The organism is Streptomyces sp. NPDC052225 (assembly GCF_040679615.1).
Taxonomy (GTDB): Bacteria; Actinomycetota; Actinomycetes; order Streptomycetales; family Streptomycetaceae; genus Streptomyces.
The window spans coordinates 173,629-200,306 of record NZ_JBFAVD010000008.1; the positions used below are offsets into that span (position 1 = coordinate 173,629).

Here is a 26,678-nt window from a genome sequence, read left to right on the forward strand (position 1 = left end):
CCTTGAGGTCTTTGGTGAAAAGCACACGAAAGGGTGATCACCGCCCTCGCCGCAATTGACGCCTTATCGGAAAGAAGTGGGCGTTCCTTGGGGAGTTGTGCGCAGTGCTGGACCGGAAGGCGCCGGACAGCCGTCATCGCACCCTGGGACGCAGCACCATGAGCACATATGCGCAGAGCAGAGCAGTGAGCGACAACATCAGTGCGCCGCCCACGGGTTGAGCGATCATCCGAACTACGGCGGTCACGAACCGCTCGGCGCCGAACGGCCAGTGCACCAGGGCGAGATCGCGCAGCCTGGTCGGAAGTCCTGCGGCCGTTCGCACAGACGGCCCCTCCAAGGCCTTTTGTACGAGCGGCACGATGACGATCGGTACGGCGACCACGGCGGCGAGTCCGGCGGCCGTGGACCGGAATACGCCGGACGCCAGCACCCCCGCCCACGCGCACGCGATGACCAGGGCGAACCAACTCACGGTCAGCGAAAGCCAGTCGGCGGGAACCTGCGTGAGCTCCTCGCCGTACACGAGGTGGAGCAGCGCGGCGTCGCAGCCGACGACGAGGACGGCCATGAGGACGGCGGTGGCCGCTCCCACCAGCAACTTGGCGGCCAGAAGTCCCAGGCGGCGCGGGACGGTGCCACGGTCGGCGGCCAGTGCCGGGTGGCGGAACTCGTCGCCGAACGCGAAGGCGCCGAGCAGTCCGGCGCCCAGCGCGGCGGGCGGCAGCGGCAGTTCCTGCGGCCAGGCCGCGAGCAGGCGCGGCTGCGGGGTGTGGCCGACGCGGGCCAGAAGCACGGAGAGGAGCGCCGATACCGCGAGGACGAGCCCGATGGTGACGTAACCGGTCGCGATCCCGCTCGCGCGGCGCAGTTCGTACCGCAGGGGGCGCAGCGGGCTGCGTGCGGGCCTGACGGTGATGGGCGGGGGCAACGGCGGCAGAGCGGCGCCCGACCGGGGCGCTCCGCTCTCGTCCGCGTGCGGGCCGGTCCGTGCGACGGGATCGGTGTCGGCGAGCGGCACGAAGGTGCTGGTCGGCGGGTCGGCGTCGAGGAGGGCGGAGGGGGCGGACCGCTGCGTACCGGCCTCCGCCGTGGGCTCGGCAGGCGCGGACGACCGCGCGTCCGGGTCGTCGGCCGGTACAGGTGTCAGCGCCACGGCGGGCCCCGCGTCCCCGATCTCGTCCGCGAGTTGATGTACGAGGATGCCGTGGCGGTACGCGGCCTCGCCCACGTCCGCGCAACTGCTGCCGTACACCGAGAGCCGGCTGCCGTCCTCCGTGACCACTTCGACGGACCGCTTGGCCGTGCGCGCTTCCTTGGTCAGCAGGACGCCGAGCCGCGCGGCGTGCGGGCTGCGGACCGCGACCCGGGGTCGCAGCCGGGTGCGCGCGAACTCGGTGGCTTCCTGATCGGCCGTCACCTTGCCCTCATCAAGGGTCACGACGCGGTCGGCCGTGCGAGCCGCTTCCTTCGGGTCGTCGGTGGTGAACAGGACGGTGCCGCCGAGTGCCGCGTGCGCGCGCAGGATGCCGTGCAGCCACTTGCTCTCGCGGACCGACAGGCCCGCCGCCGGACCGTCGAGCACGAGCGTGTGCGGGTCCGCGAGCAGGGCGCAGGCCAGGCCGAGGCGGCGGTCCATGCCGCGCGAGAGCGTGCCCAGACGCTCCCCACCCAGGCTGACCAGGCCGACGACCTCCAGGACCTCGTCCGCGCGCTGGACGGGGACTCCGGCCGCCGAGCACAGCATGCGCAGTTGCCCGCGGACGGTACGCGCCGGATGACCCGGCACGTCGCCGAGGAGGACGCCGACCTCGCGCGCGGGGTGAGCGATGCGGTGCAGCGGGCGGCCTCTGAAGTAGGTGATACCGCGCCCCGGTTGGAGTTCGAGCATCAGCCGGACCGTGGTCGTCTTGCCGGCCCCACGGGCGCCGAGCAGCGCCGTGACCCGGCCCGCGTGCGCCTCGAAGGTCACGTCGTCGACCGTGGGCGGGCTCTCCTTGCGGGCGTTGCTGGTCAGTCCGATGGCCTGGATCATCGCTTCTCTCGCAGGATGGGAGACCGCTCGGCGGCCGAGGCCCGTCCGTCAGGCGGACGAGGGACGAACCTCGTGGGTACTCCAGCAAGATAACGCGATATTTCCGGCTTTTCGGGCAGGGTTGGGCGCGGGTGTCCCGTTCCGGGGACGGTGCGGCGCGCGGGCACGGGCACGGGCGGGCGCGGCAGGGTGCCGGGCCCTCGGACCGGCACCGCGTCCGCGAGTTGGCCGGGCGGTCCCCTCAGACCTCCGGTCGCAGCATCGGCGGGTTGAGCAGCGTGGCACCGCCGGCCCGGAAGAGCTGGGCGGGCCGGCCGCCCTGGCGGGTGGTGGTGCCGCCGGTCGGCACCAGGAACCCGGGCGTCCCGGTCACCTTGCGGTGGAAGTTGCGCGGGTCCAGGGCGACGCCCCACACCGCCTCGTAGACACGGCGCAGCTCCCCGACGGTGAACTCGGGCGGACAGAACGCGGTGGCCAGCGAGGAGTACTCGATCTTCGAACGCGCCCGCTCCACGCCGTCCGCCAGGATCTGCGCATGGTCGAAGGCGAGCGGCGCGGCCTGCTCGCCCTCGCGCCCGTAGCCGCCCTGGTGCAGCAGGGCCTCGACCGGCGCCCAGCGGGCGCTGTGCGCGTCCCCGCCCGGACGCGGTGCGGGCAGATCGGGCGCGAGCGCGAGATGGGCGACGCTGACCACCCGCATCCGGGGGTCCCGCTTCGGCTCCCCGTAGGTGGCCAGCTGCTCCAGGTGCGCGCCGTTGTCCTGCGCGGGCACGCCGGGGTCGTGGGCGCACAGGCCCGTCTCCTCGGCCAGCTCACGCGCGGCTGCCGCCGTCAGGTCCTCGTCGTCGCGTACGAAACCACCGGGCAGCGCCCAGCGGCCCTGAAACGGCGGTTCGCCCCGCCGCACCGCCAACGCACACAGCGCGTGGCGGCGCACGGTCAACACGACCAGGTCGACAGTGACAGCGAAGGGCGGGAAGGCCGACGGGTCGTAGGGCGACATGGAACGATCATAGTCGTCTGCCTGACGATAAACAGTCCCTTCTCTGGTTGCTTCCGCGGTTCCGCGCACGGGCCGTTGTGGTCCGGCTCCGGTCGGCCGCACCTCCGTCACACCCCCAACTGCAAGGTGTCGGCGGCCTCCTCGACCATGGCGAGGCCAAGTCTGCTGACGCGCGCCGAGAAAGCGTGTCCGGCCACGCGCAGCCCGGCAAGACCGACCTCGCCGAGCGGCGCGCTGCGTAAGGGGGACAGCGTCACGGTCCGGGCCGGCGCGTCCGGGCGGATCCCGACGAGGGTGGCCAGCAGGTGCACCCCGGCGGCCGCGGCGACGGCGGCCGGTCTACAGGCGGCGGGATGCGGCAGCGGGGCACTGCCTTCGGTGCGCTGCTCCCCCGCGTACATCTCGGGCAGTCGGCAGTCGAAGGTCTCCGCGGCGGCGAGGACACCTTTGAGCAGGGACGACGCCTCCTTCTCGTATCCGGCGGCGGCCAGGCCCGCGACGGCGACCGCCGTCTCGTGCACACGGACGGCGCCCGCGCGGTGCCCGAACGGGTTGTACGACGCCTCCTTCACCGCCAGGCTGCGCAGCCCCCAGCCCGAGTCGAGGCCCGGCCCGCCGAGCAGTCGGGCCAGCTGCTCCGTCTGCACCTTGTCGAGCAGGCCCGGTGCGCACGCGCCCGCCGCGAGCAGGCCCGTGTCCAGCAGGTGTGCGGCGCCGCTACCCAGGTGCGGCACGGGGTGTCCGTCCGCGGTACGCGCGGCGGCCGGTCTGCCGCCGCCCCGGTCCTCGACCCAGAAGTCCTGCCGGAAGCGCGTGCGCAGATCGTCGGCCCACTGGCGCAGTTCGGCGCCGCCGGGGCGGTCGTAGGCGTCGAGCAGCTCGGCGCCGAGGAGCGCAGCCCGGTGGGCGTGTGCCTGGGTCTCGCAGCGTGCGGGCCCGCCGGGTCCGGGGTCCGGCAGATACGGCCCTTCGCGGGCTGCGGCGCGCAGCCATTGGAGGCACCCCTCAGCGGCGGGCAGCAGCTCCGTCACCTCCTGCTCGGCGAGCCCCCACCGTCTGGCCTCGGCCAGGAGGACGGGAAAGAGCAGTGTGGCCTCGACGCCGGTGCAGCTCGGCGGCAGCTGAGGGCCCGCGTGCCGCAGCGGCCCGGGGAGCCGCCCGAACTCCGGCCCTCGCTCGGTGAGTTGGGTGCGGGCCAGGGCGCGCAACGTGCCGGCCGCCAACCGTGTCCCGAGCGGCAGGGCCATCCGCGCGGCCGCCAACGACTCGGCCGGGGCGGGGCCGCAGCGCCACGGCGCGCCGGCCGCGAGGGAGACGTCGAGCGGATGAGCGGGGTCGCGCACCAGCAGCGCCTGGAGGTCGTCGACACAGGTCGCCAGCAAGGGCCCCACCCGCGGGTCGTCGCCGTGCGCCCGGGCCGGGGCGAACGGCCGCACCGTGCTGTGCACCGCTGCTCTCCCGATGCCCGGGCCCTCGGCGCGGACTCGCAGCTCCACGGTGTACGTGCCGCCGGGCGGCAGGTCGAACTCCCAGCGCAGCAGCCCTGCCGAGGCGAGGGCGTCGGTCGGGGCGGGAGTCGCGGTGACGACCGTGTACCCCGTGGGCGACGACCACCGCATGCCGGTGTCGTGGACCGTCGCGGGCAGCTCACGCCCTGGTGTGCCCGCGGCCACCGCTCCGAGTTCGGCGAGGTCGGTGCCGAGGGAGACTTCGAGGGGCAGGCGCAGAGGTCGCGGTGCCGAGCTGTGCAGCGTGATCCGCTCCGTGCCGTCGGCATGCCGGGTCCGCTCGACGACGACGTCCGGGTCGGGCCCCCCATCGGGGGACGCGCGCACGGTCCCCACGAAGCGCGCTCGGTCGGCGGCCACCATGCGTGCCTGTACGGCCAGGGGTTCTCGGCCCGCGACCCGGAGGTGGCAGCGCGAAAGGAGGCGCCGGCCGCCTCGGTAGAAGCCTTCGAGGCCCTGCGCCGTCATCTGTCCGTCTTCGGAGGAGATGGCGAGACCGGGGAGCGCGACGCAGATCAATGCCCGGTGCACGGGCGGGAGTTGAACCCCCCGTCGCGTGGCCGGTGCAGGCGCGGGGCGTCCCGGAACCCTCTCCGTGAACTGCGATGCCCCTTGGGGGGCGCCGCCCCGCTCGGGCGGGGCGGCTTGCAGGGACCGGACTGCGCTGTTCGGTGCCATCACCCTTCTCCCAGCTCCAGCTGCCGCATGGGGCGCCTCCTCTCGCGCGCGGTCGCGCGAGGCGCCGGCATCCTGCCGGGCTGGTGGACACAGAGGCGGCACGGCCCGGGCTTCGCTACTGCCACTCAGGTGAACGGGGGTGCCCCGTCCCAAGTAACGCCGTAGCGCTGTGCAACGGCGCCGGAGTGCCGCCGCGCCCCCGCTCACCCCTCGCGCCTCGTCCGCTGACGCCCGACACGACGCCGGCCCGTGGCGCGCCGGGGCGGGCGCGCTCCCGACCGGCCTCCCGGCCTCGTCCCCGCCCCGATGCCGCGCTCGCCCCGCCGGCGCAGCGCGGCTTCCAGGCCGCGCGCCGCGCGCGACATACCCGGGTCGACGGCAGACCCGCGCGGAGGGAGAAGGGGCCCACCGCCTTTCTTGCCCTGCTCGACGGGCTCGGCGTCCTCGTCGCCCGCGGGCCCGCCTCGCAGACAGCGCCGTACCACCTCCGGATCGGCGCCTTCCGCCCGCGCCTCGTTGAGCAGGCGGGCGAAGACGTACGTCGGATCGACGGTGAGGGCCATCTCCAGCGCCTGGTCCGCTTCGACCGTGTCTCCGAGTGACCAGGCCACCCACCCCGCGAGGGACAGCGGGGCCGCGGCGTACTCCTCGTACGGACCGACGCACCGCCTGGCCAGGGCCCGCCACAGCCGGAGTGCGGCGCGTGCTTCGTCGCCCTCCATCCACTCCGCCGCGCGGTCCCGGGTGATCCGGTCCTGGAGGCCGAGGATCACCACGGCCGCTTCGTCGTGCGCCATCAGTTCGTCGTCCTTGCGGTCCGCCTCCAGCGGTTGCGCGTCCTGCGGCGCCTCGGCGAGCCGTCGCAGGACGCGGTGGGCGAGGTCGAGGGTGTCCGCCTCCACCTCCTCGCGCGGGACGCCGCCGATGATCCTCGGGACGAGGTCCATCGCGGCCGCGTCCAGGGCGCGCGTCTGCTCAGCGACGAGCGCGGTCTCCAGAGGGGCGAGGCGCATCCGCACCTCCTGCACGGATTCCCGTACCTGGATGCCCGCGTACGCCGCCGTCGCCGCCATCACCGAGGTGCCCTCCGTGTCGATGGCGTGCCCCTCGGGCGGGCAGCACTCGGAGCGCGGACAGCAGTAGGACCAGTACCTGCCGTCGGAGAGGCACAGCGCTTCCGTGACCGGTACGTCGAGGTCGCCGCAGGCCGTCCGCAGCAGTTGGGCGAGCGGGCGCAGCCGCTCCATGACCTGTCGGCCCGACCCTGCTCCCGCGGCCGCTGGGTCCTGACACAAGAAGGCGACCACGCTGTCCGGGCGGCCGTCCCTGCGCTCGCACTCGCCGATCAGGCAGCTCGCCATCTGCTGCGCCACGGACGCCCAGTCCTCCGGGCGGTCGGGGATTCCGACGCGCACCCGGCCACCGAACCTCCCCCGGTGCAGGGCGACCAGGACGAGGCTGTCGTCCGGGCGGAATCCAAGCAGGTACGGGAGCGCCTCGGCGAGTTCACCGGCGGTGCGCAGGGTGATCTTTGCCTCGCCGGTCGGTGCGGCGGGCTGGGTGTGATTCGTCATGCGTCGACCTTGCACCGGATCGCCCCATTCCGTTTTCCCTGTGGATAACCTCGATCAGGGACACGACATGAATTGTCCACAGGTCGGCGGGGCCGTTCGCGCGATGTCAGTCCCATCGGGTTGCATGGGGGCATGAGCAACGAAGACCTGCGGACTGCCGCCGATGCCGTCCTCGCCCGCCTCGTCGGAGATCCGACCGGTACGGCCCGGCTGCGCGAGGACCAGTGGCGCGCGATCGAGGCGCTGGTCGCCGACCACAGACGGGCCCTCGTCGTGCAGCGCACCGGCTGGGGCAAGTCCGCGGTGTACTTCGTGGCGACGGCGCTGCTGCGTGAGCGCGGCAGCGGCCCGACCGTGATCGTCTCGCCGCTCCTGGCCCTGATGCGCAACCAGGTGGAGGCGGCCGAGCGCGCCGGCATCCGAGCGCGCACGATCAACTCGTCGAACACCGAGGAATGGGACGCCGTCCGCACCGAGGTCGCCGCCGGTGAGGTCGATGTGCTCCTGGTGAGCCCGGAGCGGCTCAACAACCCGGACTTCCGGGACAACGTCCTGCCTCAACTCGCCTCGGCTACCGGCCTGTTGGTGGTCGACGAGGCGCACTGCATCTCGGACTGGGGGCACGACTTCCGTCCCGACTACCGGCGTCTGCGCACGATGCTGGCCGATCTGCCGCAGGGCGTCCCCGTCCTGGCCACCACGGCGACGGCCAACGCGCGGGTGACGGCCGACGTCGCCGACCAGCTGGGCACGGGCGGCAGCTCGGACGCGCTCGTGCTGCGCGGGCCCCTCGACCGGGAGAGCCTGAGCCTGAGCGTGCTCCAACTGCCGGATGCCGCACACCGGTTGGCCTGGCTCGCCGATCACCTGGACGAGCTGCCGGGCTCCGGGATCATCTACACCCTCACGGTCGCCGCCGCCGAGGAGGTCACGGCCTACTTGCGCCAGTGCGGGCACACCGTCACCTCGTACACCGGCAAGACGGAGAACGCGGACCGGCAGCAGGCCGAGGAGGACCTGCTCGCGAACCGGGTGAAGGCCCTGGTCGCCACCTCCGCGCTCGGCATGGGTTTCGACAAGCCCGACCTGGGGTTCGTCGTGCACCTGGGCTCACCCTCGTCACCGATCGCCTACTACCAGCAGGTGGGGCGCGCCGGGCGCGGTGTCGAGCACGCCGAGGTCCTGCTGCTGCCCGGCAAGGAGGACGAGGCGATCTGGCGCTACTTCGCCTCGCTCGCCTTCCCACCGGAGGAGCAGGTACGACGTACGTTGGACGTGCTCGCCGCGTCCGAGAGGCCGCTCTCCCTCCCCGCCCTCGAACCCCTTGTGGAGCTGCGCCGCTCACGCCTGGAGACGATGCTCAAGGTCCTCGACGTGGACGGTGCGGTGCACCGCGTCAAGGGCGGCTGGATCTCCACGGGACAACCCTGGGTGTACGACACCGAGCGCTACGCGTGGGTCGCCAAGCAGCGCGAGGCGGAGCAGCAGGCGATGCGCGACTACGCGACGACGACCGGCTGCCGCATGGAGTTCCTGCGCCGCCAGCTGGACGACGAGGCGGCGGCCCCCTGCGGCCGCTGTGACAACTGCGCGGAGCCGAGGTTCGCGACCGCCGTATCGGCTCAGGCGCTCACCTCGGCCAAGGGCGAACTCGGCCGCCCGGGCGTGGACGTGGAGCCCCGCAAGATGTGGCCCACCGGACTCGCGGCCGTGGGCATCGACCTCAAGGGGCGGATCCCCGCGGGCGAGCAGGCGGGCACGGGGCGGGCCCTCGGCAGGCTCTCGGACATCGGCTGGGGCAACAGGCTGCGCCCCATGCTCACCCCTCAGGCTCCGGACGGCCCGGTCCCGGACGATGTGGCGCGGGCGGTCGTGGAGGTCCTCGCCGACTGGGCGAAGGGGCCGGGTGGCTGGGCCTCCGGCGCCCCCGACGCGCAGCCGCGCCCCGTGGGCGTGGTCACCATGTCGTCCCACACCCGGCCGCAGCTCATCGAATCGCTGGGCGCCGGCATCGCGCAGGTCGGGCGCATGCCCCTGCTGGGCCGGATCACGTACGCGCCCGGCAGCGACACCGCGCACATCCCCCGGAGCAACAGCGCGCAGCGGCTGCGGGCCCTCGACGGCACGTTGACGGTGGCGCCCGAGCTCGCCGAGGCACTCGCGCGCGCGGGTGGCCCGGTCCTGCTCGTCGACGACTTCACGGAGACCGGCTGGACACTCGCCATGGCCGCCCGGTTGCTGCGCCGGGCCGGAGCCGAGGGGGTGTTGCCGCTGGTCCTCGCCGTACAAGGCTGAGGCAGGCGTCCAAGGGGTGACCTCTGGGCAGGGATATAGGTGACGCATCGCCAGATACCGGTCCGCAAGCTCAATTGCTCGTTGCCGAGTGCCAGTACGACGGGAAGAATTGGTCTCGCTCCCGCGTGGCTCCCGTGGTCCGGTAGGGCTGTGCTGCGGTGCGCTCCCCCAGTCCGACCCCGCCCCCTTGTGTGGGCGTGTAGCCGAAGGGAGGACCGTGACCTTCGGATTCGCTCCGTCCTCGGCGACATCGCTGTCCGCGTCCTCGATGCGCACCGAGAGGTCCGCCGATTCCGCCAACCGACCCACCAGGCTGCTCGACCCCGCGGAATGGGCGGCAGCCGGGATCCCGCTGCTGCGCAACCCCCGTGAGGTCGTCACCGGCCTGCACACCCGCCATCGCCCCTTGCCGATGACCGCCGTGGTGGCCGTCCTGGACCCGGACGAACGGCTGCGGGCGAGCGCCTCGTTCGCGCGCCGCGACACCGCCACCGACGGCTGGACGTTCCGCAACGCCCTGCTGTCGCAGCTGCGCCGGGTCATCCCGCACGATCTGCGCCGGCGGACCCCGGTGCGTACCGCCGTCCTGCTCTACTGCCGCGACGGGGACGCCCGTTGGACGGAGGAGGACGGAGCCTGGATGTGGGGCCTGCGCGACGCCTGCACGCTGCACGGCCTGCGCTGCGGGGCCTACATCACGATGACCCGTGACGGCTGGCAGGTGCTCGGCGAGGGCCGCGGCGGCCGGCGCCCCAGCGTCGGTTCCGTGGCCGAGGTGCTCGGCGGGGACGAGCAGCCCGCGCCGCGGACCGGCGGTGCCGCGACGGAGATGCTGCGCCGCGCGGCGGCCCGCTGACCTGCCGGACCGTGCGACGGCCTGCCGGGCTCCCCGGTCACCGCTGAGCGGTGCGGGCAGCCGGCAAGCCGTGCGTCAGACCCCTGCGCCGAGGAGCGCGTTGATGCGCTGCGGGTCGCCGCACACGATCAGCAGGGCACCGGCCCGGCCGAGGGCGAGCGGCAGCGCCGTCGCGGCCGTCTCGTCGGCGCCGCCGTTCACGGCGACGACGACCACCGGTCGCGCTGCGGCACGGTTCAGGGCCGAGGCGTCGGCGTAGAAGACGTCGTCCCCCGCGTCATGCTGCGCCCAGTAGGACTCCTCGCCGAACGACAGCTCGTGCGCGGCCCACGGGTGCGCGTCACCCGTGGTGATCACCAGGACCTCGCCGGGCTTGCGGCCCGAGTCGAGCAGCAGGTCGACGGCTTCCTCGGCGGCGTCCAGCGCGCCCTCGGCCGAGGCCGGGATGAGCTGGATCTGCGGCTGGGAGGTCGAAGTCGACGGCGTGGCCGGGGCGTTCGGCCCCGGCGTGGGGGCACCGGCCGTCTCGCGCGGCATGCGCTGCGCGGGAGGCGTGGGCCTTACGGGACCCGGGCGGCCGGGTCGCGACGGCGCCGCGGGACGCGGGCCGGGTACGGGTCGAGGGGTCGGCGCGGTGCGGCTGCTGGCCGGCGTGGCGCGGGGACCCTGGGCGCTCTCGTGAATCTGAGGCTCCTCGGGAATGAGAGGCATGAGGTGATATCTATCAAACGCAGGTGCGGATTGCGCCAGCGGGGGGCACATCTGTGCGGGCGCGGTGGTCAGAAGTCGAAGCCGAGCTGGCCCTCGATCTGCGGAACGCCGACGTCCGCCCAGCTGCGGGCCTTCTTGAGGTGCCGCCACTGGGGCAGCGCATCAAGATACGCCCACGAAAGTCGGTGGTACGGGGTGGGCCCCCGCTCCTCCAGCGCGGCGCGATGCACCGGCGACGGGTATCCGGCGTTGGCCGCAAACCCGAAGTCTGCATGGTCGACACCCAGTTCGGCCATCATTTTGTCGCGGCGGACCTTGGCAATCACCGACGCGGCGGCGACGGCGATGCAGGAACGGTCCCCCTTGATGACCGTACGGACCTGCCAGGGATCGCCCAGGTAGTCGTGCTTCCCGTCGAGGATGATCGCGTCGGGCCGGACCGGCAGCGCCTCGAGCGCGCGCACGGCCGCGAGGCGGAGCGCCGCCGTCATGCCCAGGTCGTCGATCTCCTCGTGGGAGGCATGGCCCAGGGCGTGCGCCGTGACCCAGCCCTCCAGCTCGACCGCGAGTTCCTCGCGGCGCTTGGGGCTGATCAGCTTGGAGTCGGTCAGCCCCTGTGGCGGGCGGCGCAGCCCGGTGACGGCGGCGCAGACGGTGACGGGGCCGGCCCAGGCACCGCGGCCGACCTCATCGACACCGGCGACGATCTTGGCCCCGGTAGTGGCGCGCAGTGAGCGCTCGACGGTGTGGGTGGGTGCTTCGTACGGCATGGCGGCAGACAGCGTACGCCGCCGAGCCCCCTGCGCGACACCCGGCAGGCCTCAAGCCTGGTGCGACCTGAGCAGGGGCACCATCACGCGGTCGATCAGCTCCACCAGATCGGCCTCTTCCCATTCACTTCCGCACATCTTGGAGCGGTACATCATCATCGCCGGGATCACGTCGCACACGTAGGAGTCCGACGCGTCCGCACGCACCTCACCGCGCTCGATTCCACGACGTACGACTTCCCTGATCAGCCGCACGCTCGGCTCGACGACCCCTTCGACGATCACGCTGTGGAAGCGCTCCGCGGTGAACGTGTCGCACTCGTGAACCACCGAGCGCAGCGCGAAGCCGGGCCGCGAGAACATGGCCGCCCTCGCCTGCCGGCACAGCTCCAGAAGATCTTCGCGCAGGCTGCCCAGATCCGGCACCGCGTCGAGCGTCGGCAGCGCCGCCCGCAGCGCGTCGACGACGAGGTCCTCCTTGGAGGGCCAGCGCCGGTACACCGCGGCCTTGCCGGTCTGCGCCCCCGCGGCGACGCCTTCCATGGTCAGGCCGTTCCAGCCGACCGTACTGAGCTGATCCAACGCGGCCTCCAGGATGGCCCGTTCGAGCACGGGACCACGCCTGCGCAGGGAGGCGGCCGACTGGGCGGGAGCGGCCGTCCAGCGCGAAGTAACCATCGTCATCTCTCCGTTGACAGTCCGAGAGCGGTCCGAACGCACGGCAGCGGTTTCAGTGAACGGTTGCGTTCACTGAAGGGGAGTCACTACCGTTGAACATGACAGTGAACGCGATCGTTCACTAACGCTCTTGTGGGGGATCCATAGTGACAACCTCTCAGTTAACGCAAGATCAGAAGCCCGGGGCCGCCCGCCGGGAGGGGCATCCCGGCATCGCACTCACCGTCATCGCCGCCTGCCAACTCATGGTCGTCCTCGATGCCACGATTGTGAACATCGCACTCCCGCACATTCAGGACGCTCTCAAATTCTCGACGACCGACCTGACATGGGTCGTCAGCGCCTACACGCTCACCTTCGGCGGGCTGCTGCTCCTGGGCGGTCGCGCGGGTGACATCCTCGGCCGCCGCCGGGTCTTCATCACCGGCATCCTGCTCTTCACCGTCGCCTCCCTGCTGGGCGGACTCGCCCAGGAACCCTGGCAGTTGCTGGCAGCGCGCGCCCTTCAGGGCGTGGGCGGCGCGATCGCGTCACCCACTTCGCTGGCCCTCATCACCACGACGTTCCCCGAAGGGCCCGAGCGGAACCGGGCGTTCGGAGTCTTCGCCGCGGTGTCCGCGGGCGGCGGCGCCGTCGGACTCCTCGCGGGCGGCATGCTCACGGAGTGGCTCGACTGGCGCTGGGTGCTGTTCGTGAACGTACCCATCGGCATCCTGATCGCCGTGGTCACCCCGCGCTACATCAACGAGTCGGAGCGGCACCCCGGCAGCTTCGACATATCCGGCGCGCTCACCTCGACGCTCGGCATGGCAGCGCTCGTGTACGGCTTCATCCGCGCCTCCGAGGAGGGCTGGCGGGACAGTCTGACGCTGGGGTCCTTCGGGGCGGCCGTCGTCCTGCTGCTCGCGTTCGTGGCGATCGAGAGCCGCGCCAAGGATCCGATCACGCCCCTGCGGATGTTCGCCGACCGCAACCGTTCGGGCACGTACGTGATCATGCTGAGCCTCGCCGCGGCCATGTTCGGCATGTTCTTCTTCATCGTGCTGTTCGTGCAGAACGTGCTGGACTACTCGCCGATCAAGGCTGGTCTCGCCTTCCTCCCGGTGACCGCGGCGATCGCGGTCGGCGCGGGTCTGTCCCAGCGGTTCCTGCCGGTCCTCGGGCCGAAGCCGTTCATGGCGGGCGGTTCCGCGCTCGTGGTGATCGGTCTCGTGTGGCAGACGTTCATCAGCCCCGACAGCTCGTACGTCGGCGGGGTGCTCGGCCCGATGCTGATCTTCGGCTTCGGTATGGGGCTGAACTTCGTGACGGTGACGGTCACCGCGGTCTCCGGCGTCGCGCCGCACGAAGCGGGCGCCGCGTCGGGTCTGCTCAACACCACGCAGCAAGTGGGCGGTTCGCTCGGCCTGTCCATCCTGACCACGGTCTTCGGCACGGCGAGCCGTGACGAAGGCAGGAGCCAGGCGGCCGACTTCATGGCGAACGCCTCACCGGAACAGAAGGCGACATTCGCGAAGACCCATGAGCTGCCCGCTCCTTGGGGCCATGAGGTGCTGGCCCACGGCATCTCGACGGCCTTCATACCGGCGGCCGCGATGGCGGTACTCGCGTTGATCGTCGCCGCCCTGGTGATCAAGGTACGGAAGAGCGACCTGGAGGCGCTCGCCGGTACGGCGAGCGCGGTAGGTCCCGCCGGAGGCTGAGTCAGGCTCCGGACCGTACACGTCTGTAGGCGCCGGGCCGTCCCCACCATGGGGCCGACCCGGCGTACGCGCTCAGACCGACGCGGTGGGCATCCACTGCGCGAGCGGCTCGGTGCGCTCCAGCCATGCGGCCGGCGGCGCCCCGATCTTCTCGGCCGCGACGACACCGCCGACGATCGCGCAGGTCGTATCCATGTCGCCGCCCACCTGGGCGGTGCTCCAGAAGGCCTGCTCGAAGTCGCCGAGCCCGCGCGCGGCCGACCACAGGGCGAACGGCACGGTGTCGTGCGCGGTCGTGCGTCTGCCGCAGCCTAGGACCGCGGCCACGGTGGCCGGGTCGCCGTAGTCGAGCATGTCCTTGGCCCTGCGCAGCCCCGCGCCCACCGCGCTGCGCGGCACGAGCGCGATCACGCCGTCCAGCAGATCGCGCGAGGTCGGCGGACCGGACGGGGAGGCCACGAGCGCCGCGGCGGCGGCCACGGCCATCGCTCCGACCACGGCCTCACGGTGCTGGTGCGTGGGGTAGGCCGAGATCTCGGCCTGGTGCGTGGCCTGCTCGGGGTCGTCGGCGTAGTAGGCGCCGAGCGGGGCGATCCGCATCGCCGCGCCGTTGCCCCACGAGCCCTGCCCCTTGAACAGGGCGGACGCCAGCGCGCGCCAGTCGCCGCCCTCCCGGATCTGCCGCAGCAGCCGGTTCACGGCGGGGCCGTAGCCGCGGTCGAAGTCATGGTGCTCGGCGAAGGAGCGGGCGAGGTCGTCCTGGTCGATGCGGCCGTGCGCGGCCAGTACGGCCACCACGGAGCACGCCATCTCGGTGTCGTCGGTCCACTCCCAGACACCGTCCGGCAGGGCACGGCTCTTGAGCAGCGGATAGTTCTCAGGAACGAAGAACTGTGAGCCCAGCGCGTCGCCCACACTCAGTCCGCGCAGGCTGGACAGCGCGCGGTCCAGGCGCCTGTCGGGAGAGGAGTCAACGGTCATCGCTCTGCCAGCCTATCCGGTGACTCCGTACGATTCCGGTTCGCACCAGCGGTCGAATTCTCTGTCCATCGTGTACTTGCCGTTCTCCCCGAGAACGAGCGTGCGCGTCTCCGCGTTCCCCGGATTCGAGAGCGACTCGAAATCCGCGACGGTCCAGTGGAACCAGCGCATGCAGAAGAGCCGCATGGTCAGGCCGTGGGTCACGAGCAGGACGTTCGGCGGGTGGTCCGGATCCTCGAAGCTGCGGTACAGGCTCTCCAGGAACGCCCCCACCCGGTCGTACACGTCCGCCCCCGACTCGCCCTGGGCGAAGCGGTAGAAGAAGTGCCCGTACGCGTCCCGGTACGCCTTCTGCAGGCGTACGTCGTCACGGTCCTGCCAGTTCCCCCAGTCCTGCTCGCGCAGCCTCGGCTCCTCCCGCACCCGTACGAGATCCGGGTCGAGCCGGAAGGCGCGGAACGTCTCATGGGTGCGGCGGTAGGGCGAGACGTAGACACTCACCCGCTCGCGACCGAACAGATCCCGCAGTTCCTTGCCGGTCTCCTCGGCCTGGCGCCAGCCCTTCTCGGTGAGCGCCAGAGCATGGTCGGGCTCGCGCTCGTACACGGTGTCGTCCGCATTCCCCTCGGACTCGCCGTGCCGGACCAGAACGATGCGCCGCGGTCGTGCCATGCACAGACCCTAGATCGGTTCGGCCCGGTTCGAGCACTCGTACGTCCCCATCCGGCGTATCTTCACACGGCTCACGCGCGCGTGTGCCCCGTTTGTCCACGTCCGGCTACACCGTCCAGGTCGGCTCCAGCTGCACGATGTCACCGGAGATCGCGGCCACGTCGACATCGGTCTGGGCACGCAGCGAGAGCCGCTCCACCCGGTCCACCTGGTACTTGCCGTGCTCGGCGGCCGATCTCCACATGGACAGGACCAGGAACTCGTCGCCCGGCGCCTCACCGAAGAGGCCGCGGATCATGCCGGGCGAGCCTGCCATCGCCGGGTTCCAGACCTTCTGCTGCATCAAGGTGAAGTGCTCGGCCCGCTCGGCGTTCACCTCGCAGTGGGCGACCCGTACGACGTCCGCGTCCGTGAAGATCGGCTCGAAGCCGGTCTTCACATCGAAGAGGTGGTCGAACAGCTTCACCTGGATGTCCTTGTACGTCCCCGACTGCGACGCCGCGAGCCGGTCGTGGGAGCGCGCCATGAAGGAGTCGTAGAAGGCACGGCTCTCCCAGAAGGCGAAGACGTGCGCCACGTCGGGACGCTGCCTGCTCCAGCCCCCGCCCTGCCCCCGGAACCCCGGCTCTCCAAGGAGCCCCGCCCATTTCCGCTGTCCCCGCTCGAACCCCCGACGGTCCACCACAGTGCAGCGAATCCACTTGACCAGCACCGCGCCATCGTACGGCGCGGTGCGTGACATGGGGTCACTCTCCGGCGTAGTGCACGCGCTCCAGCTCGGCGAGTTCCTCGTCACTCAGGCCGATCCCGAACTCACGGTCGAGCACCTCCTTCAACTCGCCCGCCTGAACGGTCCGTTCGGTCCGATCCCCGTTGGCGTACTCGACGACCAGATCGCTCCCGGTGAGCAGGCGCCGGGCATCCTTGGCGGCGTACTGCACCACAGGGCGCCGGATGAACGTCGACCTTGTATGCGTGGAGGTGTAGTGATTGAGCACTATGTAGTCGACGGGATGGCGCTCCTCCAGAGTGAAGGCATAGAGGTCGCGCCAGCCCTCGGGCCGCAGGCTGCGCAGCACCCACAGGTCGTCACCCTCCTTGGCCAGCCCGAACTCCCATACCCCTTGGCGCACTTGAGCGCCGTCGCGGAGCGGGATCGGCCCCCTCAGACCTGCTGCCCCGAAGCCGACGTCGCACAGCCACTCCTCGCCCTCGCCCGTCGAGACCCGGGTCAGCATGTGCGTCACGGGACGCACAGAAGAGGTGCCCAGGCGGACGCGGGCGCCAAGTCCTGTGACGGAGAAGCCGATTCGCTCCAGAAGGGCGGCGAACAGCAGGTTGTGTTCGTAGCAGTACCCGCCGCGGCGCCGGCGGACCAACTTGTCCTGCAGGGCGGGCAGATCGAGCAACACGGGCCTGCCGAGCATCATCTCCAGGTTCTCGAACGGAATCGCGGCCACATGTGCGCGGTGCAGCGCGTGCAGCGTCTCCGTGTCGGGCTTCAGGTCCCCCGTGAAGCCGGTTCGCGCCAGGTAGGCGTCGACGTCGAGTTCTTCCCCGTTCCAGGTCATGCCCCCATGATCCCTCGCTTCTCCCCCGCGGCACCCCGATGTCAGTGCGACGACGTAGCGTGTGCACTGCACGCGGTATCCGGAATCAACGACGCACCGAGAAGGGGGAGTTCGGTGAGCAGCCTTCGCAAGGGGATCGACAAGGTCGAGGTCGGGCTGAAGTGGGATCCGAGCCCGCTCGGCTCGCCCCCCGACGACCTGGACCTCGTCGCCGCGACGTACACGAGCGACGATCCGTACGGCAGACCCGATTACCTCGTCCACTTCGACAGGCGCTCCCCCGACGGGACGATCACGCTGAACCGTGACAGCAGGACCGGGCAGGGTTTCGGCTTCGACGAGGTCATGACGATCGAGCTCGAGCGACTCGCGGCGCGGTACGCGCGCGTGGTCGTGGGTGTGGCCGTCCAGCAGAACGAGGAAGGGGCCGGCCGGACGAAGACGTTCTGGGACGTCGCGAACACGGCGGTGCGCATACGCGAGGGCTACACCGACTTGTCGCAGCACGACCTCTCGGCGGTGGCCGCCCACTCGGCCGCCACCGTCGCCGAGTTCACCCGCGACGCCGACGGCGAGTGGTCGTTCCGCGAGCTCATACGTGGCTTCGACGGCGACCTGACCGCCTTCGCCGCCGCGATGGGCGCCTTGTAGCAGAGAGACGCGTACGAACGCCGAAGGGCGGCGGGACCGTGGTGGTCCCGCCGCCCCTCAGCTCAGGCGTTCAGCGATCAGCTGCAACCGCTGGTCGAGCCGCAGCCCTCGCAGATGTAGCAGGAGCCGGCGCGCTGCATCTTCGTACCGCAGGAGAAGCAGAGCGGGGCGTCGGCCTGGATGCCCAGCTGCATCTCCACGAGCTCGGCGCTGGTGTGGGCCTGCTTCGGGGCGGGCACCACCGCGGCGGCCTCGGCCTTCGGCGTCTCGACGGCCTTCAGCTCCTGCGCGCGGGGCGCGGACTGGGCCAGGCCCTCGACGTCGACCTCGTCCTCGGCGGGCTCGTAGGAGCCCGTCTCCAGGTGACGCTGACGCTCCTCGGCGGAGTGGATGCCGAGCGCGGAGCGCGTCTCGAAGGGCAGGAAGTCGAGCGCCAGGCGACGGAAGATGTAGTCGACGATCGACTGCGCCATCCGCACGTCCGGGTCGTCCGTCATGCCGGCCGGCTCGAAGCGCATGTTGGTGAACTTCGAGACGTAGGTCTCCAGCGGCACGCCGTACTGGAGGCCGACCGAGACGGCGATGGAGAAGGCGTCCATCATGCCGGCGAGGGTGGAGCCCTGCTTGGACATCTTCAGGAAGACCTCGCCGAGACCGTCGTCCGGGTAGGAGTTGGCGGTCATGTAGCCCTCGGCGCCACCCACGGTGAAGGAGGTGGTGATGCCGGGACGGCCCTTGGGCAGGCGCTTGCGGACCGGGCGGTACTCGACGACCTTCTCGACGGCCTTGCGGATCTCGGCCTCGGCCTTCTCCGTGACCTCGGTCTTCTCCTTCTCCTTGGTCTTGGCGGAGAGGGGCTGGCCGACCTTGCAGTTGTCGCGGTAGATCGCGAGCGCCTTGACGCCCATCTTCCACGCCTCGAAGTAGACCTCCTCGACGTCCTCGACGGTCGCCGTCTCCGGCAGGTTGACCGTCTTGGAGAGGGCGCCCGAGATCCACGGCTGGATGGCCGCCATCATGCGGACGTGGCCCATCGCGGAGATGGAGCGCTCACCCATGGCGCAGTCGAAGACCTCGTAGTGCTCGGTCTTCAGGCCCGGGGCGTCGATCACATTGCCGTGTTCGGCGATGTGGGCGACGATCGCCTCGATCTGCTCCTCCTGGTAGCCCAGGCGGCGCAGGGCCTGCGGGACGGTGCCGTTGACGATCTGCATCGAGCCGCCGCCGACCAGCTTCTTGAACTTGACCAGGGCGAGGTCGGGCTCGAGGCCGGTGGTGTCGCAGGACATCGCGAGACCGATGGTGCCGGTCGGGGCGATGACCGACGCCTGGGCGTTACGGAAACCGTTCTTCTCACCGAGGCGGACGACGTCCTGCCAGGCCTCCGTGGCGGCGGCCCAGATCGGGGTGTCCAGGTCGTCCATGCGCACGGCCGCGGTGTTGGCGTCGGCGTGCTGCTTCATGACGCGCTGGTGCGGCGTGGCGTTCTTGGCGTAGCCGTCGTACGGGCCGACGACGGCGGCCAGTTCGGCGGAGCGCTTGTACGACGTACCCGTCATCAGCGACGTGATGGCGCCGGCGAGGGCGCGGCCGCCGTCCGAGTCGTAGGCGTGGCCGGTCGCCATGAGCAGGGCGCCCAGGTTCGCGTAGCCGATGCCGAGCTGACGGAAGGCGCGGGTGTTCTCACCGATCTTCTCGGTGGGGAAGTCCGCGAAGCAGATGGAGATGTCCATCGCGGTGATGACCAGCTCGACGACCTTGGAGAAGCGCTCGACGTCGAAGGACTGGTTGCCCAGGCCGTCGTCCTTGAGGAACTTCATCAGGTTCAGCGAGGCGAGGTTGCAGGACGTGTTGTCCAGGTGCATGTACTCGCTGCACGGGTTCGAGCCGTTGATCCGGCCGGACTCCGGGCACGTGTGCCAGTGGTTGATGGTGTCGTCGTACTGGATGCCGGGGTCGGCACAGGCCCAGGCGGCCTCGGCCATCTTGCGGAAGAGCGACTTGGCGTCGACCTCCTCGATGACCTCGCCCGTCATACGGGAGGTGAGGCCGAACTTGCCGCCCTCCTCGACCGCCTTCATGAACGTGTCGTTCACGCGGACCGAGTTGTTGGCGTTCTGGTACTGGACGGACGTGATGTCGTCGCCGCCCAGGTCCATGTCGAAGCCCGCGTCACGCAGGGCGCGGATCTTCTCCTCTTCCTTCACCTTGGTCTCGATGAAGTCCTCGATGTCGGGGTGGTCGACGTCGAGGATGACCATCTTGGCCGCGCGGCGCGTGGCGCCACCCGACTTGATCGTTCCTGCGGAGGCGTCGGCACCGCGCATGAAGGAAACCGGACCCGAGGCGTTGCCGCCGGAGGAGAGGAGTTCCTTGGAGGAGCGGATACGGGAGAGGTTCAGGCCGGCGCCGGAGCCGCCCTTGAAGATCATGCCCTCTTCCTTGTACCAGTCGAGGATCGACTCCATGGAGTCGTCGACGGCAAGGATGAAGCAGGCGGAGACCTGCTGCGGCTGCGGCGTGCCCACGTTGAACCACACGGGCGAGTTGAAGCTGAAGATCTGGTGCAGGAGGGCGTACGCCAACTCGTGCTCGAAGATCTCGGCGTCGGCGGGCGAGGCGAAGTACTTGTAGTCCTCGCCGGCCTTCCGATACGTCTTCACAATGCGGTCGATGAGCTGCTTGAGGCTCACTTCACGCTGCGGCGTGCCGACTGCACCGCGGAAGTACTTGCTGGTGACGATGTTGACCGCGTTCACCGACCAGAACTCGGGGAACTCGACGCCACGCTGCTCGAAATTGACCGAGCCGTCGCGCCAATTGGTCATGACGACGTCACGACGCGCCCATTCCACCTCGTCGTACGGGTGCACGCCGGGGGTGGTGTGGATGCGCTCGATGCGCAGACCCTTGGTGGCCTTGGAACCCTTGGTGCGGGAACCTCGTGCCGGGCCGCTCGCCGTCTCTGTCATGCCGCCTCCCATATACCGGGCTAAAACGCCCAAAAGTGCCCGGATCTTCCCGTGCACGGTGTGTGTCTTGTGTCGCGGACGCCGCTCTCGCCGCCCGCAACAGGTCTGTGGTTCGTCGCCGCCCGGCCCCTGGCCGGTCAGTCGGCGGCGTGGGCGGGCACGGGGACTTCGACAGTCCCTCCGGGCCCGCAGTCACTCTCTACGCGTTCTCCGCCCGCGTCGGCCGCCTGCGCGCCGCGCGTGTGTTCCCTCAGTTCCGCGATCGCCGACTCGAAGTCCTCCAGCGAGTCGAACGCCCGGTAGACGGACGCGAACCGCAGGTAGGCCACGAGGTCCAGCTCCTGAAGCGGGCCGAGTATGGCCAGGCCCACGTCATGGGTGGTCAGTTCGGCGCTTCCGGTGGCGCGCACCGCCTCCTCGACCCGCTGGCCGAGCTGGGCGAGGGCGTCCTCGGTGACCGGCCGCCCCTGACATGCCTTGCGCACGCCGTTGATGACCTTGGTGCGACTGAAAGGTTCGGTCACCCCGCTCCGCTTGACCACCATCAGTGAGCACGTCTCCACCGTCGTGAAACGACGGGAGCAGTCCGGGCACTGACGGCGCCGGCGGATCGACGTGCCGTCGTCGGTGGTGCGGCTGTCGACGACACGGCTGTCGGGATGCCTGCAGAAGGGGCAGTGCATGAACTCCCAACCCTCCTTCACGGCACGACTCGATAGCCCCGAGAGGCTGGTCATGCCCCTCGCGACAGCCCCAAGCATAGGCGATGACCACCGGCCTGAAGGACCGGGGACCACAACTTCTGGGCTGCTGATGCAATCCAACCACTACATCTGGGGTTCGGCTGCTTTTTCGGCCCTAGAGCGTGTCGCGGCCCGGGAGTTCACGAGGCGCACCCGCACAACCCCACAGGCCACAGGCCTTCACCGGCACGACGCACGGGAGGAGGGGGTGGTGCCTGATCGACGAGGCCACGAATGGCAGACTGGGACGGCCCACGGAGCGGGTCTCGGTCCCGGCGGTGAAGCGTACCGGATTGAACCGAATTGCCTGGAAGCCCGATCGGCAGCCATACACCTAGGCGCATGATCACGACAAGTAATCTGCGTTTTTTCACTCGAACGTGTGTTTGGCGCAACCTTTCGAAAGGAACTACCGTTGGCTAGCTAGGGAGACATTCTCGAGAGGGGCCGACCGACGTGACCACGACCGCAGACAGTGCCACCATCACTGCCCAGGGCCGCGCCCAGGGCCGACTCGAGCCGGTGCATGCCATGAATGACGCAGCCATGAGCCAGGAGGGGCCCAAGCCCGGGCGCTCCTTGCCCGGCCGACCTCCAGGGATCCGCGCGGACAGCTCGGGCCTCACCGACCGCCAGCGTCGAGTGATCGAGGTCATTCGCGACTCGGTCCAGCGCCGGGGGTACCCGCCGTCGATGCGGGAGATCGGTCAGGCGGTCGGCCTGTCCAGCACGTCGTCGGTCGCCCACCAGCTGATGGCCCTGGAGCGCAAGGGCTTCCTGCGCCGGGACCCGCACCGTCCCCGCGCGTACGAGGTCCGGGGCTCGGACCAGCCCAGCGCGCAGCCCACGGACACCGCGGGCAAGCCGGCCGCCTCGTACGTGCCGCTGGTCGGCCGGATCGCCGCCGGTGGGCCGATCCTCGCCGAGGAGTCGGTCGAGGATGTCTTCCCGCTCCCCCGGCAGCTGGTCGGCGACGGTGAGCTGTTCGTCCTCAAGGTCGTCGGTGACTCCATGATCGAGGCCGCGATCTGCGACGGGGACTGGGTCACGGTCCGCCGTCAGCCGGTCGCCGAGAACGGTGACATCGTGGCCGCGATGCTGGACGGCGAGGCCACCGTGAAGCGCTTCAAGCGTGAGGACGGCCATGTGTGGCTACTGCCGCACAACTCCGCGTACCAGCCGATCCCCGGTGACGAGGCGACCATCCTGGGCAAGGTGGTGGCCGTCCTGCGGCGCGTCTGACGCTCCTCCCTGACCGGGCCCCGGAACCAACTGCGCCGGTTCCGGGGCCCTGCGCTGTCCGCGACCGCGGCCCTGCGCGGAAAGCGCAGGGCCGCGGTCGCGCGCGGACTACTTGCCGTCGGCCTTCGCCGCCGCGTCGATCGCCGAGAGCGAGCGGCGCACCTGATTGCGGTCCGTGGTGTACCAGAAGTCCGGCATCGAAGCCCGCAGATAGCTTCCGTAGCGGGCCGTGGCCAGTCGGGGGTCGAGCACCGCGACGACGCCGCGGTCCCCCGTCGCCCGTACGAGACGGCCGGCGCCCTGCGCCATCAGCAGCGCGGAATGGGTCGCCGCCACGGCCATGAAGCCGTTGCCTCCCGCGTCCTCGACCGCCTTCTGGCGAGCGCTCATCAGCGGGTCGTCGGGGCGCGGGAACGGGATCTTGTCCATGACCACCAGCTGGCAGCTGGGACCGGGGACGTCCACTCCCTGCCACAGCGAGAGCGTTCCGAACAGGCAGGTCTGCGGGTCCGCCGCGAAGTTCTTGATCAGCTCGCCGAGGGTGTCCTCGCCCTGCAACAGGATCGGGAACTCCGGGATCCTGGTGCGCAGTTCCTCCGCCGCGGCCTGCGCCGCGCGCATCGACGAGAACAGGCCGAGGGTCCTGCCGCCCGCCGCCTGCATCAGCTCGGCCAGTTCGTCCGTCATGTCGCTGCGGGTGCCCTCGCGCGCGGGGCGGGCCAGGTGCTTGGCGACGTACAGGATGCCCTGCTTCGGGTAGTCGAACGGCGAGCCGACGTCGACGCCCTTCCACACCGGGAGGTCGTCGCCCGTGGTGCCCTCGGGGGCGAGGCCCAGGGACGCGCCCACCCCGTTGAAGTCGCCGCCGAGCTTCAGGGTCGCCGAGGTCAGGACCACGGAGCGGTCGGAGAAGAGCTTCTCTCTCAGGAGGCCCGATACGGACATGGGGGCCACGCGGAGGGATGCGCCGAAGCGGTCGTGGCGCTCGTACCAGACGACGTCCCACTCCGATCCGTTCGTGATCCGCTCCGAGACGTCATGGATCGTCTCCACAGAGGCGAGGGCCTGCTTGCGGACGGCGTCCTCGTCCTGGACGGATTTGTCGCGCGTGGAGCCGAGGGCCGTGATCACCGTCCGGGAGGCGTCGCGGAGCGCCATCAGTGCGTAGCCGAGGTCTTCGGGGATCTCTTCGAGGCGGCCGGGCAGGGCCAGCTCCATGAGCCGCTCGAAGCCCTCGGCGGCGGTCTGGAGCTGGTCGGCGGCCTTCTCGTTCACCAGCTTCGCGGCGCGGCGCACCGCGCGGTTGACCTGGCCGGGGGTCAGCTCGCCGGTCGCCACCCCGGTCACGCGCGAGACCAGCTCGTGGGCCTCGTCCACGATCAGGACCTCATGCTGCGGCAGGACCGGCGCGCCCTCGATGGCGTCGATCGCCAGGAGCGCGTGATTGGTCACGATGACGTCGGAGAGCTTGGCTCGCTCGCGGGACATCTCCGCGAAGCACTCCTGGCCGTACGCGCACTCCGAGGCGCCGAGGCACTCGCGCGAGGAGACCGACACCTGAGCCCAGGCACGGTCGGAGACGCCCGGCGTGAGATCGTCCCGGTCGCCCGTCTCGGTCTCGTCCGCCCAGTCCCGCATGCGCAGCAGGTCCTGGCCCAGCTTGCTCGTCGGCGCGGCCGCCTCGAACTGGTCGAAGAGGCCCTCCTCCTCTTCCTGCGGCACGCCTTCGTGGAGGCGGTGCAGACACAGGTAGTTCGACCGGCCCTTGAGCATGGCGAAGCTGGGGCGGCGGCGCAGCAGCGGGTGGAGCGCCTCGACGGTGCGCGGCAGGTCCCGCTCGACGAGCTGGCGCTGCAGCGCCAGGGTCGCCGTGGCCACCACGACGCGCTCCCCGTGCGCCAGGGCCGGCACCAGGTAGCCCAAGGACTTTCCGGTGCCGGTACCCGCCTGGACGAGCAGATGGGAACCGTCGTCGATCGCCTCGGCGACGGTCTCGGCCATGGTCACCTGGCCAGGGCGCTCCGTGCCGCCGACCGAGGTGACGGCGGCGTGCAGGAGATCGGGGAGTGAGGGCTTCGTCATAGGTCGACCACCCTAAACGGCACCACTGACATTCCGGCGATCACGGTTGGTGCAGGGGGTTGGGGACCGTGCCCCGCACCGCGGCGTGCGGGCGGTGGGAGCGGTCGCGGTAGCCGTCGAGGTGGAGGCGGTTGCGGTTGAGGCAGAGCCGCTCGATGCGCGGGGTGAGCAGGTCGAACATCTCGTAGCGGTCCTTCAGCTCCGGGAACCGGGCGTGGTGACGCAGGATCTCGGCGCGCACCAGCGACCAGAACTCCTGCTCGGGGACGCCCAGCTGTGCCTCGTACAGCGGTGCCAGGTAGCGGAATACGCCGACGAAGAGACCGGAGTGGATGAACTGGGTGAGGAAGGAGGGGCGCTCCGTGAGGAGGACGTCTCGTACGTCCTCGGGCATGGAGTCGTGTTCGGGGAGTGGTTCGGCGCTGATGTTGACGTCGTCCACGAAGTCCTTCACCGCGAGGCGTACGGGGACGTCGTGGTCGTCGAAGACGACGATGGCGTTCTCGCCGTGCGGGGAGAACACGGTGCCGTAGCGGTAGAGGAAGCGCAGCAGGGGCGGCAGCAGCGCGGCGAAGAGGCGGCGCAGCCAGGTCTTCGGGTCGAGGCCGGAGCGGGCGACGAGTTCCGCGGTGAACGCGCGTCCTTCAGGGTCGGTGTGCAGCAAGGAGGCGAGGGTGCGGGCGCGCTCCCCGGGGGCGAGGTACCGCGAGACGGGTTCGCGCCAGATGGCGCCGAGCAGTTCCTTGTACTGGTACGGCACTTCGTCGAGGCCGTCGTACAAGGGGTGCTGGACCGTCACGGAGGCGACTTCGCCCAGCAGGATGACGCCGCATTCGTCCCGCAAGAAGGCGTCGGCGTCCCGAAGTCCGTGCATCCATGTCGTGACGGCGGGAGCCGCAAGAGTGCGCTCCGTCGGAAGTCCGCGCCATACAAGGGTGTTGAGAACGGACAGCGGCAGTTTGACGGTGTGACGCTCGGGGCGGGTGCTGTTGAGGAACGTACGGATCGACTGCTGAGGCAGGCGCAGGTCGCCGTCGGTGGGGAGCGGGACGATCGCGTTCGCGGCGACAGAAGGCGCGAAGAGCGGCAGCACGACGTCGTCCCACTGCCAGGGGTGCACGGGGAGATAGAGGTACCCGGCCGGGTCCAGGCCGCGGGCACGGAGCGTGTCGGCGAACAACTGCCGGACCGGCGGGTCGAGTTCGCGCGTGTAGAGCGCGTCCGCGGACTCCAGGCCGGCCGCGCCCCGGTACGTGGCGAGGTTCGTGTGCACCGCGATCCACGGGAGGCCGGTGTGGCGGCGGGCCTCGGGAGCCCAGCGGGCGGCGTCGGAGGCGGAGAACCCGAGGCGGCCCTTGTTGAGGACGAGCCAGGGGTGGCCGGTCTGGTGCCCCTCCAGTTCCGCGTAGCCGAGGTCGGCGAGCCGGGCGGCGCTCAGCGCGGTGTGGTCGAGCCGGGCGTCGGCGGCGAGGGTGACGGTGAGTTCGCGGATGAGGTGGCCGAGGGTGATCCCGTCCAGGCCCAGGACGTGTTGGGCGGCGAGGAGAAAGGCCAGCGGGTCGGCGAAGGGCTCGTCGCTGTCGCCCTTGTCCGGCGCTGCGGACCAGCGCAGGCTTTCGGGGTCGACCTGCCAACTGCCGTAGGCCCCGCGGCGGGCACGGAACCCGAGCACGCCGCCTGCCGAGTCCGGGCCGGGCGGGACGGTCAGGGTGTGCGGGTGATGGCCGGGGCCGGATGCGGCCGCAGGGTCTTCGGGCTGCGGCCGCAACAGGTCCTCGTAGGCGAATTCGGCGATCAGTTTGGCGAGGAGGCGTGCGCCCGCCCTGTCCCAGTTCTCGGGCGTGAGCTCGGGCGGGTCGTACAGCGCGGGCTGCTCCGCTGAACTCGGGGCGATGGGCGGATTCGGCACGGGGACTCCTCGCGAGGGAACCGGATCGGGTCGAGCTTCGTTAC

20 protein-coding genes are annotated in these 26,678 nt (G+C 70.8%); 5 read left to right on the plus strand and 15 right to left on the minus strand.

Annotated elements, in window-relative coordinates; translation table 11 throughout:
* Window positions 1–133: 133 nt before the first annotated feature.
* The 4 genes from AB0L37_RS15100 to AB0L37_RS15115 form a co-directional block, all read right to left on the minus strand.
* Complete coding sequence (locus tag AB0L37_RS15100) at window positions 134–2,035, minus strand: ABC transporter ATP-binding protein (RefSeq protein ID WP_365504518.1); 1,902 nt, start codon at window positions 2,033–2,035, stop codon at window positions 134–136.
* A gap of 241 nt (window positions 2,036–2,276) precedes the next feature.
* The gene (locus tag AB0L37_RS15105) at window positions 2,277–3,038 is read right to left on the minus strand and encodes an NUDIX domain-containing protein (RefSeq protein WP_365504520.1); all 762 of its coding nucleotides are present in this window, start codon (window positions 3,036–3,038) and stop codon (window positions 2,277–2,279) included.
* 107 nt (window positions 3,039–3,145) lie between these two features.
* Complete coding sequence (locus AB0L37_RS15110; protein ID WP_365504522.1) at window positions 3,146–5,224, minus strand: glycogen debranching N-terminal domain-containing protein; 2,079 nt, start codon at window positions 5,222–5,224, stop codon at window positions 3,146–3,148.
* Window positions 5,225–5,427: 203 nt separating this feature from the next.
* Window positions 5,428–6,798 carry a DUF4192 domain-containing protein gene (locus tag AB0L37_RS15115; protein WP_365504524.1) on the minus strand — a complete coding sequence of 457 codons (1,371 nt, stop codon included), beginning with the start codon at window positions 6,796–6,798 and terminating at the stop codon, window positions 5,428–5,430.
* 132 nt (window positions 6,799–6,930) lie between these two features.
* Between AB0L37_RS15115 and AB0L37_RS15120 the strand changes: the two genes are divergently transcribed.
* On the plus strand, window positions 6,931–9,093 hold the full coding sequence (locus AB0L37_RS15120) for a RecQ family ATP-dependent DNA helicase (RefSeq protein WP_365504526.1): 2,163 nt from the start codon (window positions 6,931–6,933) through the stop codon (window positions 9,091–9,093).
* Window positions 9,094–9,310: 217 nt separating this feature from the next.
* Window positions 9,311–9,949 (plus strand): hypothetical protein, encoded by a 639-nt coding sequence (locus tag AB0L37_RS15125; protein ID WP_365504528.1) that lies wholly within the window; start codon window positions 9,311–9,313, stop codon window positions 9,947–9,949.
* A gap of 75 nt (window positions 9,950–10,024) precedes the next feature.
* On the opposite strand, the gene AB0L37_RS15130 is transcribed toward AB0L37_RS15125, so the two are convergent.
* The 3 genes from AB0L37_RS15130 to AB0L37_RS15140 form a co-directional block, all read right to left on the minus strand.
* Entirely contained in the window at window positions 10,025–10,660 is a 636-nt protein-coding gene (locus AB0L37_RS15130) for a hypothetical protein (RefSeq protein WP_365504530.1), read from the minus strand.
* 68 nt (window positions 10,661–10,728) lie between these two features.
* On the minus strand, window positions 10,729–11,430 hold the full coding sequence (locus AB0L37_RS15135; protein WP_365504532.1) for a ribonuclease HII: 702 nt from the start codon (window positions 11,428–11,430) through the stop codon (window positions 10,729–10,731).
* A 51-nt stretch (window positions 11,431–11,481) separates the two neighbouring features.
* On the minus strand, window positions 11,482–12,108 hold the full coding sequence (locus tag AB0L37_RS15140; protein ID WP_365504664.1) for a TetR/AcrR family transcriptional regulator: 627 nt from the start codon (window positions 12,106–12,108) through the stop codon (window positions 11,482–11,484).
* Between the two features lie 146 nt (window positions 12,109–12,254).
* On the opposite strand from AB0L37_RS15140, the gene AB0L37_RS15145 reads away from it, so the two are divergent.
* On the plus strand, window positions 12,255–13,811 hold the full coding sequence (locus AB0L37_RS15145; protein ID WP_365504533.1) for an MFS transporter: 1,557 nt from the start codon (window positions 12,255–12,257) through the stop codon (window positions 13,809–13,811).
* 72 nt (window positions 13,812–13,883) lie between these two features.
* Here the strand turns inward: AB0L37_RS15145 and AB0L37_RS15150 are convergent, their stop codons facing one another.
* From AB0L37_RS15150 to AB0L37_RS15165, 4 genes are all read right to left on the minus strand, one after another.
* A complete protein-coding gene (locus AB0L37_RS15150; protein ID WP_365504535.1) occupies window positions 13,884–14,792 on the minus strand; it encodes an ADP-ribosylglycohydrolase family protein in 909 nt (302 codons plus the stop codon).
* A gap of 12 nt (window positions 14,793–14,804) precedes the next feature.
* Window positions 14,805–15,464 (minus strand): histidine phosphatase family protein, encoded by a 660-nt coding sequence (locus tag AB0L37_RS15155; RefSeq protein ID WP_365504537.1) that lies wholly within the window; start codon window positions 15,462–15,464, stop codon window positions 14,805–14,807.
* A gap of 106 nt (window positions 15,465–15,570) precedes the next feature.
* Window positions 15,571–16,176 (minus strand): YdbC family protein, encoded by a 606-nt coding sequence (locus AB0L37_RS15160; protein WP_365504666.1) that lies wholly within the window; start codon window positions 16,174–16,176, stop codon window positions 15,571–15,573.
* A 34-nt stretch (window positions 16,177–16,210) separates the two neighbouring features.
* A complete protein-coding gene (locus AB0L37_RS15165; protein WP_365504539.1) occupies window positions 16,211–17,035 on the minus strand; it encodes an arylamine N-acetyltransferase in 825 nt (274 codons plus the stop codon).
* A gap of 114 nt (window positions 17,036–17,149) precedes the next feature.
* Between AB0L37_RS15165 and AB0L37_RS15170 the strand changes: the two genes are divergently transcribed.
* Window positions 17,150–17,686: a TerD family protein gene (locus AB0L37_RS15170; RefSeq protein ID WP_365504541.1), complete on the plus strand. Its 537-nt coding sequence runs from the start codon at window positions 17,150–17,152 to the stop codon at window positions 17,684–17,686.
* Window positions 17,687–17,763: 77 nt separating this feature from the next.
* Here AB0L37_RS15170 and AB0L37_RS15175 read toward each other — a convergent pair whose 3' ends face one another.
* Both AB0L37_RS15175 and nrdR read right to left on the minus strand, forming a co-directional pair.
* Entirely contained in the window at window positions 17,764–20,658 is a 2,895-nt protein-coding gene (locus AB0L37_RS15175) for a vitamin B12-dependent ribonucleotide reductase (RefSeq protein ID WP_365504543.1), read from the minus strand.
* A 137-nt stretch (window positions 20,659–20,795) separates the two neighbouring features.
* The gene (gene nrdR, locus AB0L37_RS15180) at window positions 20,796–21,341 is read right to left on the minus strand and encodes a transcriptional regulator NrdR (RefSeq protein ID WP_365504545.1); all 546 of its coding nucleotides are present in this window, start codon (window positions 21,339–21,341) and stop codon (window positions 20,796–20,798) included.
* A gap of 516 nt (window positions 21,342–21,857) precedes the next feature.
* On the opposite strand from nrdR, the gene lexA reads away from it, so the two are divergent.
* Complete coding sequence (lexA, locus tag AB0L37_RS15185) at window positions 21,858–22,643, plus strand: transcriptional repressor LexA (protein ID WP_365504547.1); 786 nt, start codon at window positions 21,858–21,860, stop codon at window positions 22,641–22,643.
* Between the two features lie 108 nt (window positions 22,644–22,751).
* Here the strand turns inward: lexA and AB0L37_RS15190 are convergent, their stop codons facing one another.
* Together AB0L37_RS15190 and AB0L37_RS15195 are read right to left on the minus strand one after the other, a co-directional pair.
* Entirely contained in the window at window positions 22,752–24,725 is a 1,974-nt protein-coding gene (locus AB0L37_RS15190; protein WP_365504549.1) for an ATP-dependent DNA helicase, read from the minus strand.
* A gap of 40 nt (window positions 24,726–24,765) precedes the next feature.
* Window positions 24,766–26,634 carry an IucA/IucC family siderophore biosynthesis protein gene (locus AB0L37_RS15195; RefSeq protein WP_365504551.1) on the minus strand — a complete coding sequence of 623 codons (1,869 nt, stop codon included), beginning with the start codon at window positions 26,632–26,634 and terminating at the stop codon, window positions 24,766–24,768.
* Window positions 26,635–26,678 lie beyond the last annotated feature (44 nt).

Coding starts and splice junctions, on each gene's coding strand:
- AB0L37_RS15110 (WP_365504522.1), bottom strand. CDS start 5,224: ATGGCACCGAACAGCGCAGTCCGGTCCCTGCAAGCCGCCCCGCCCGAG.
- nrdR (WP_365504545.1), bottom strand. CDS start 21,341: ATGCACTGCCCCTTCTGCAGGCATCCCGACAGCCGTGTCGTCGACAGC.
- AB0L37_RS15135 (WP_365504532.1), bottom strand. CDS start 11,430: ATGCCGTACGAAGCACCCACCCACACCGTCGAGCGCTCACTGCGCGCC.
- AB0L37_RS15155 (WP_365504537.1), bottom strand. CDS start 15,464: ATGGCACGACCGCGGCGCATCGTTCTGGTCCGGCACGGCGAGTCCGAG.
- AB0L37_RS15100 (WP_365504518.1), bottom strand. CDS start 2,035: ATGATCCAGGCCATCGGACTGACCAGCAACGCCCGCAAGGAGAGCCCG.
- AB0L37_RS15105 (WP_365504520.1), bottom strand. CDS start 3,038: ATGTCGCCCTACGACCCGTCGGCCTTCCCGCCCTTCGCTGTCACTGTC.
- AB0L37_RS15140 (WP_365504664.1), bottom strand. CDS start 12,108: ATGGTTACTTCGCGCTGGACGGCCGCTCCCGCCCAGTCGGCCGCCTCC.
- AB0L37_RS15190 (WP_365504549.1), bottom strand. CDS start 24,725: ATGACGAAGCCCTCACTCCCCGATCTCCTGCACGCCGCCGTCACCTCG.
- AB0L37_RS15150 (WP_365504535.1), bottom strand. CDS start 14,792: ATGACCGTTGACTCCTCTCCCGACAGGCGCCTGGACCGCGCGCTGTCC.
- AB0L37_RS15130 (WP_365504530.1), bottom strand. CDS start 10,660: ATGCCTCTCATTCCCGAGGAGCCTCAGATTCACGAGAGCGCCCAGGGT.
- AB0L37_RS15175 (WP_365504543.1), bottom strand. CDS start 20,658: ATGACAGAGACGGCGAGCGGCCCGGCACGAGGTTCCCGCACCAAGGGT.
- AB0L37_RS15115 (WP_365504524.1), bottom strand. CDS start 6,798: ATGACGAATCACACCCAGCCCGCCGCACCGACCGGCGAGGCAAAGATC.
- AB0L37_RS15120 (WP_365504526.1), top strand. CDS start 6,931: ATGAGCAACGAAGACCTGCGGACTGCCGCCGATGCCGTCCTCGCCCGC.
- AB0L37_RS15165 (WP_365504539.1), bottom strand. CDS start 17,035: ATGACCTGGAACGGGGAAGAACTCGACGTCGACGCCTACCTGGCGCGA.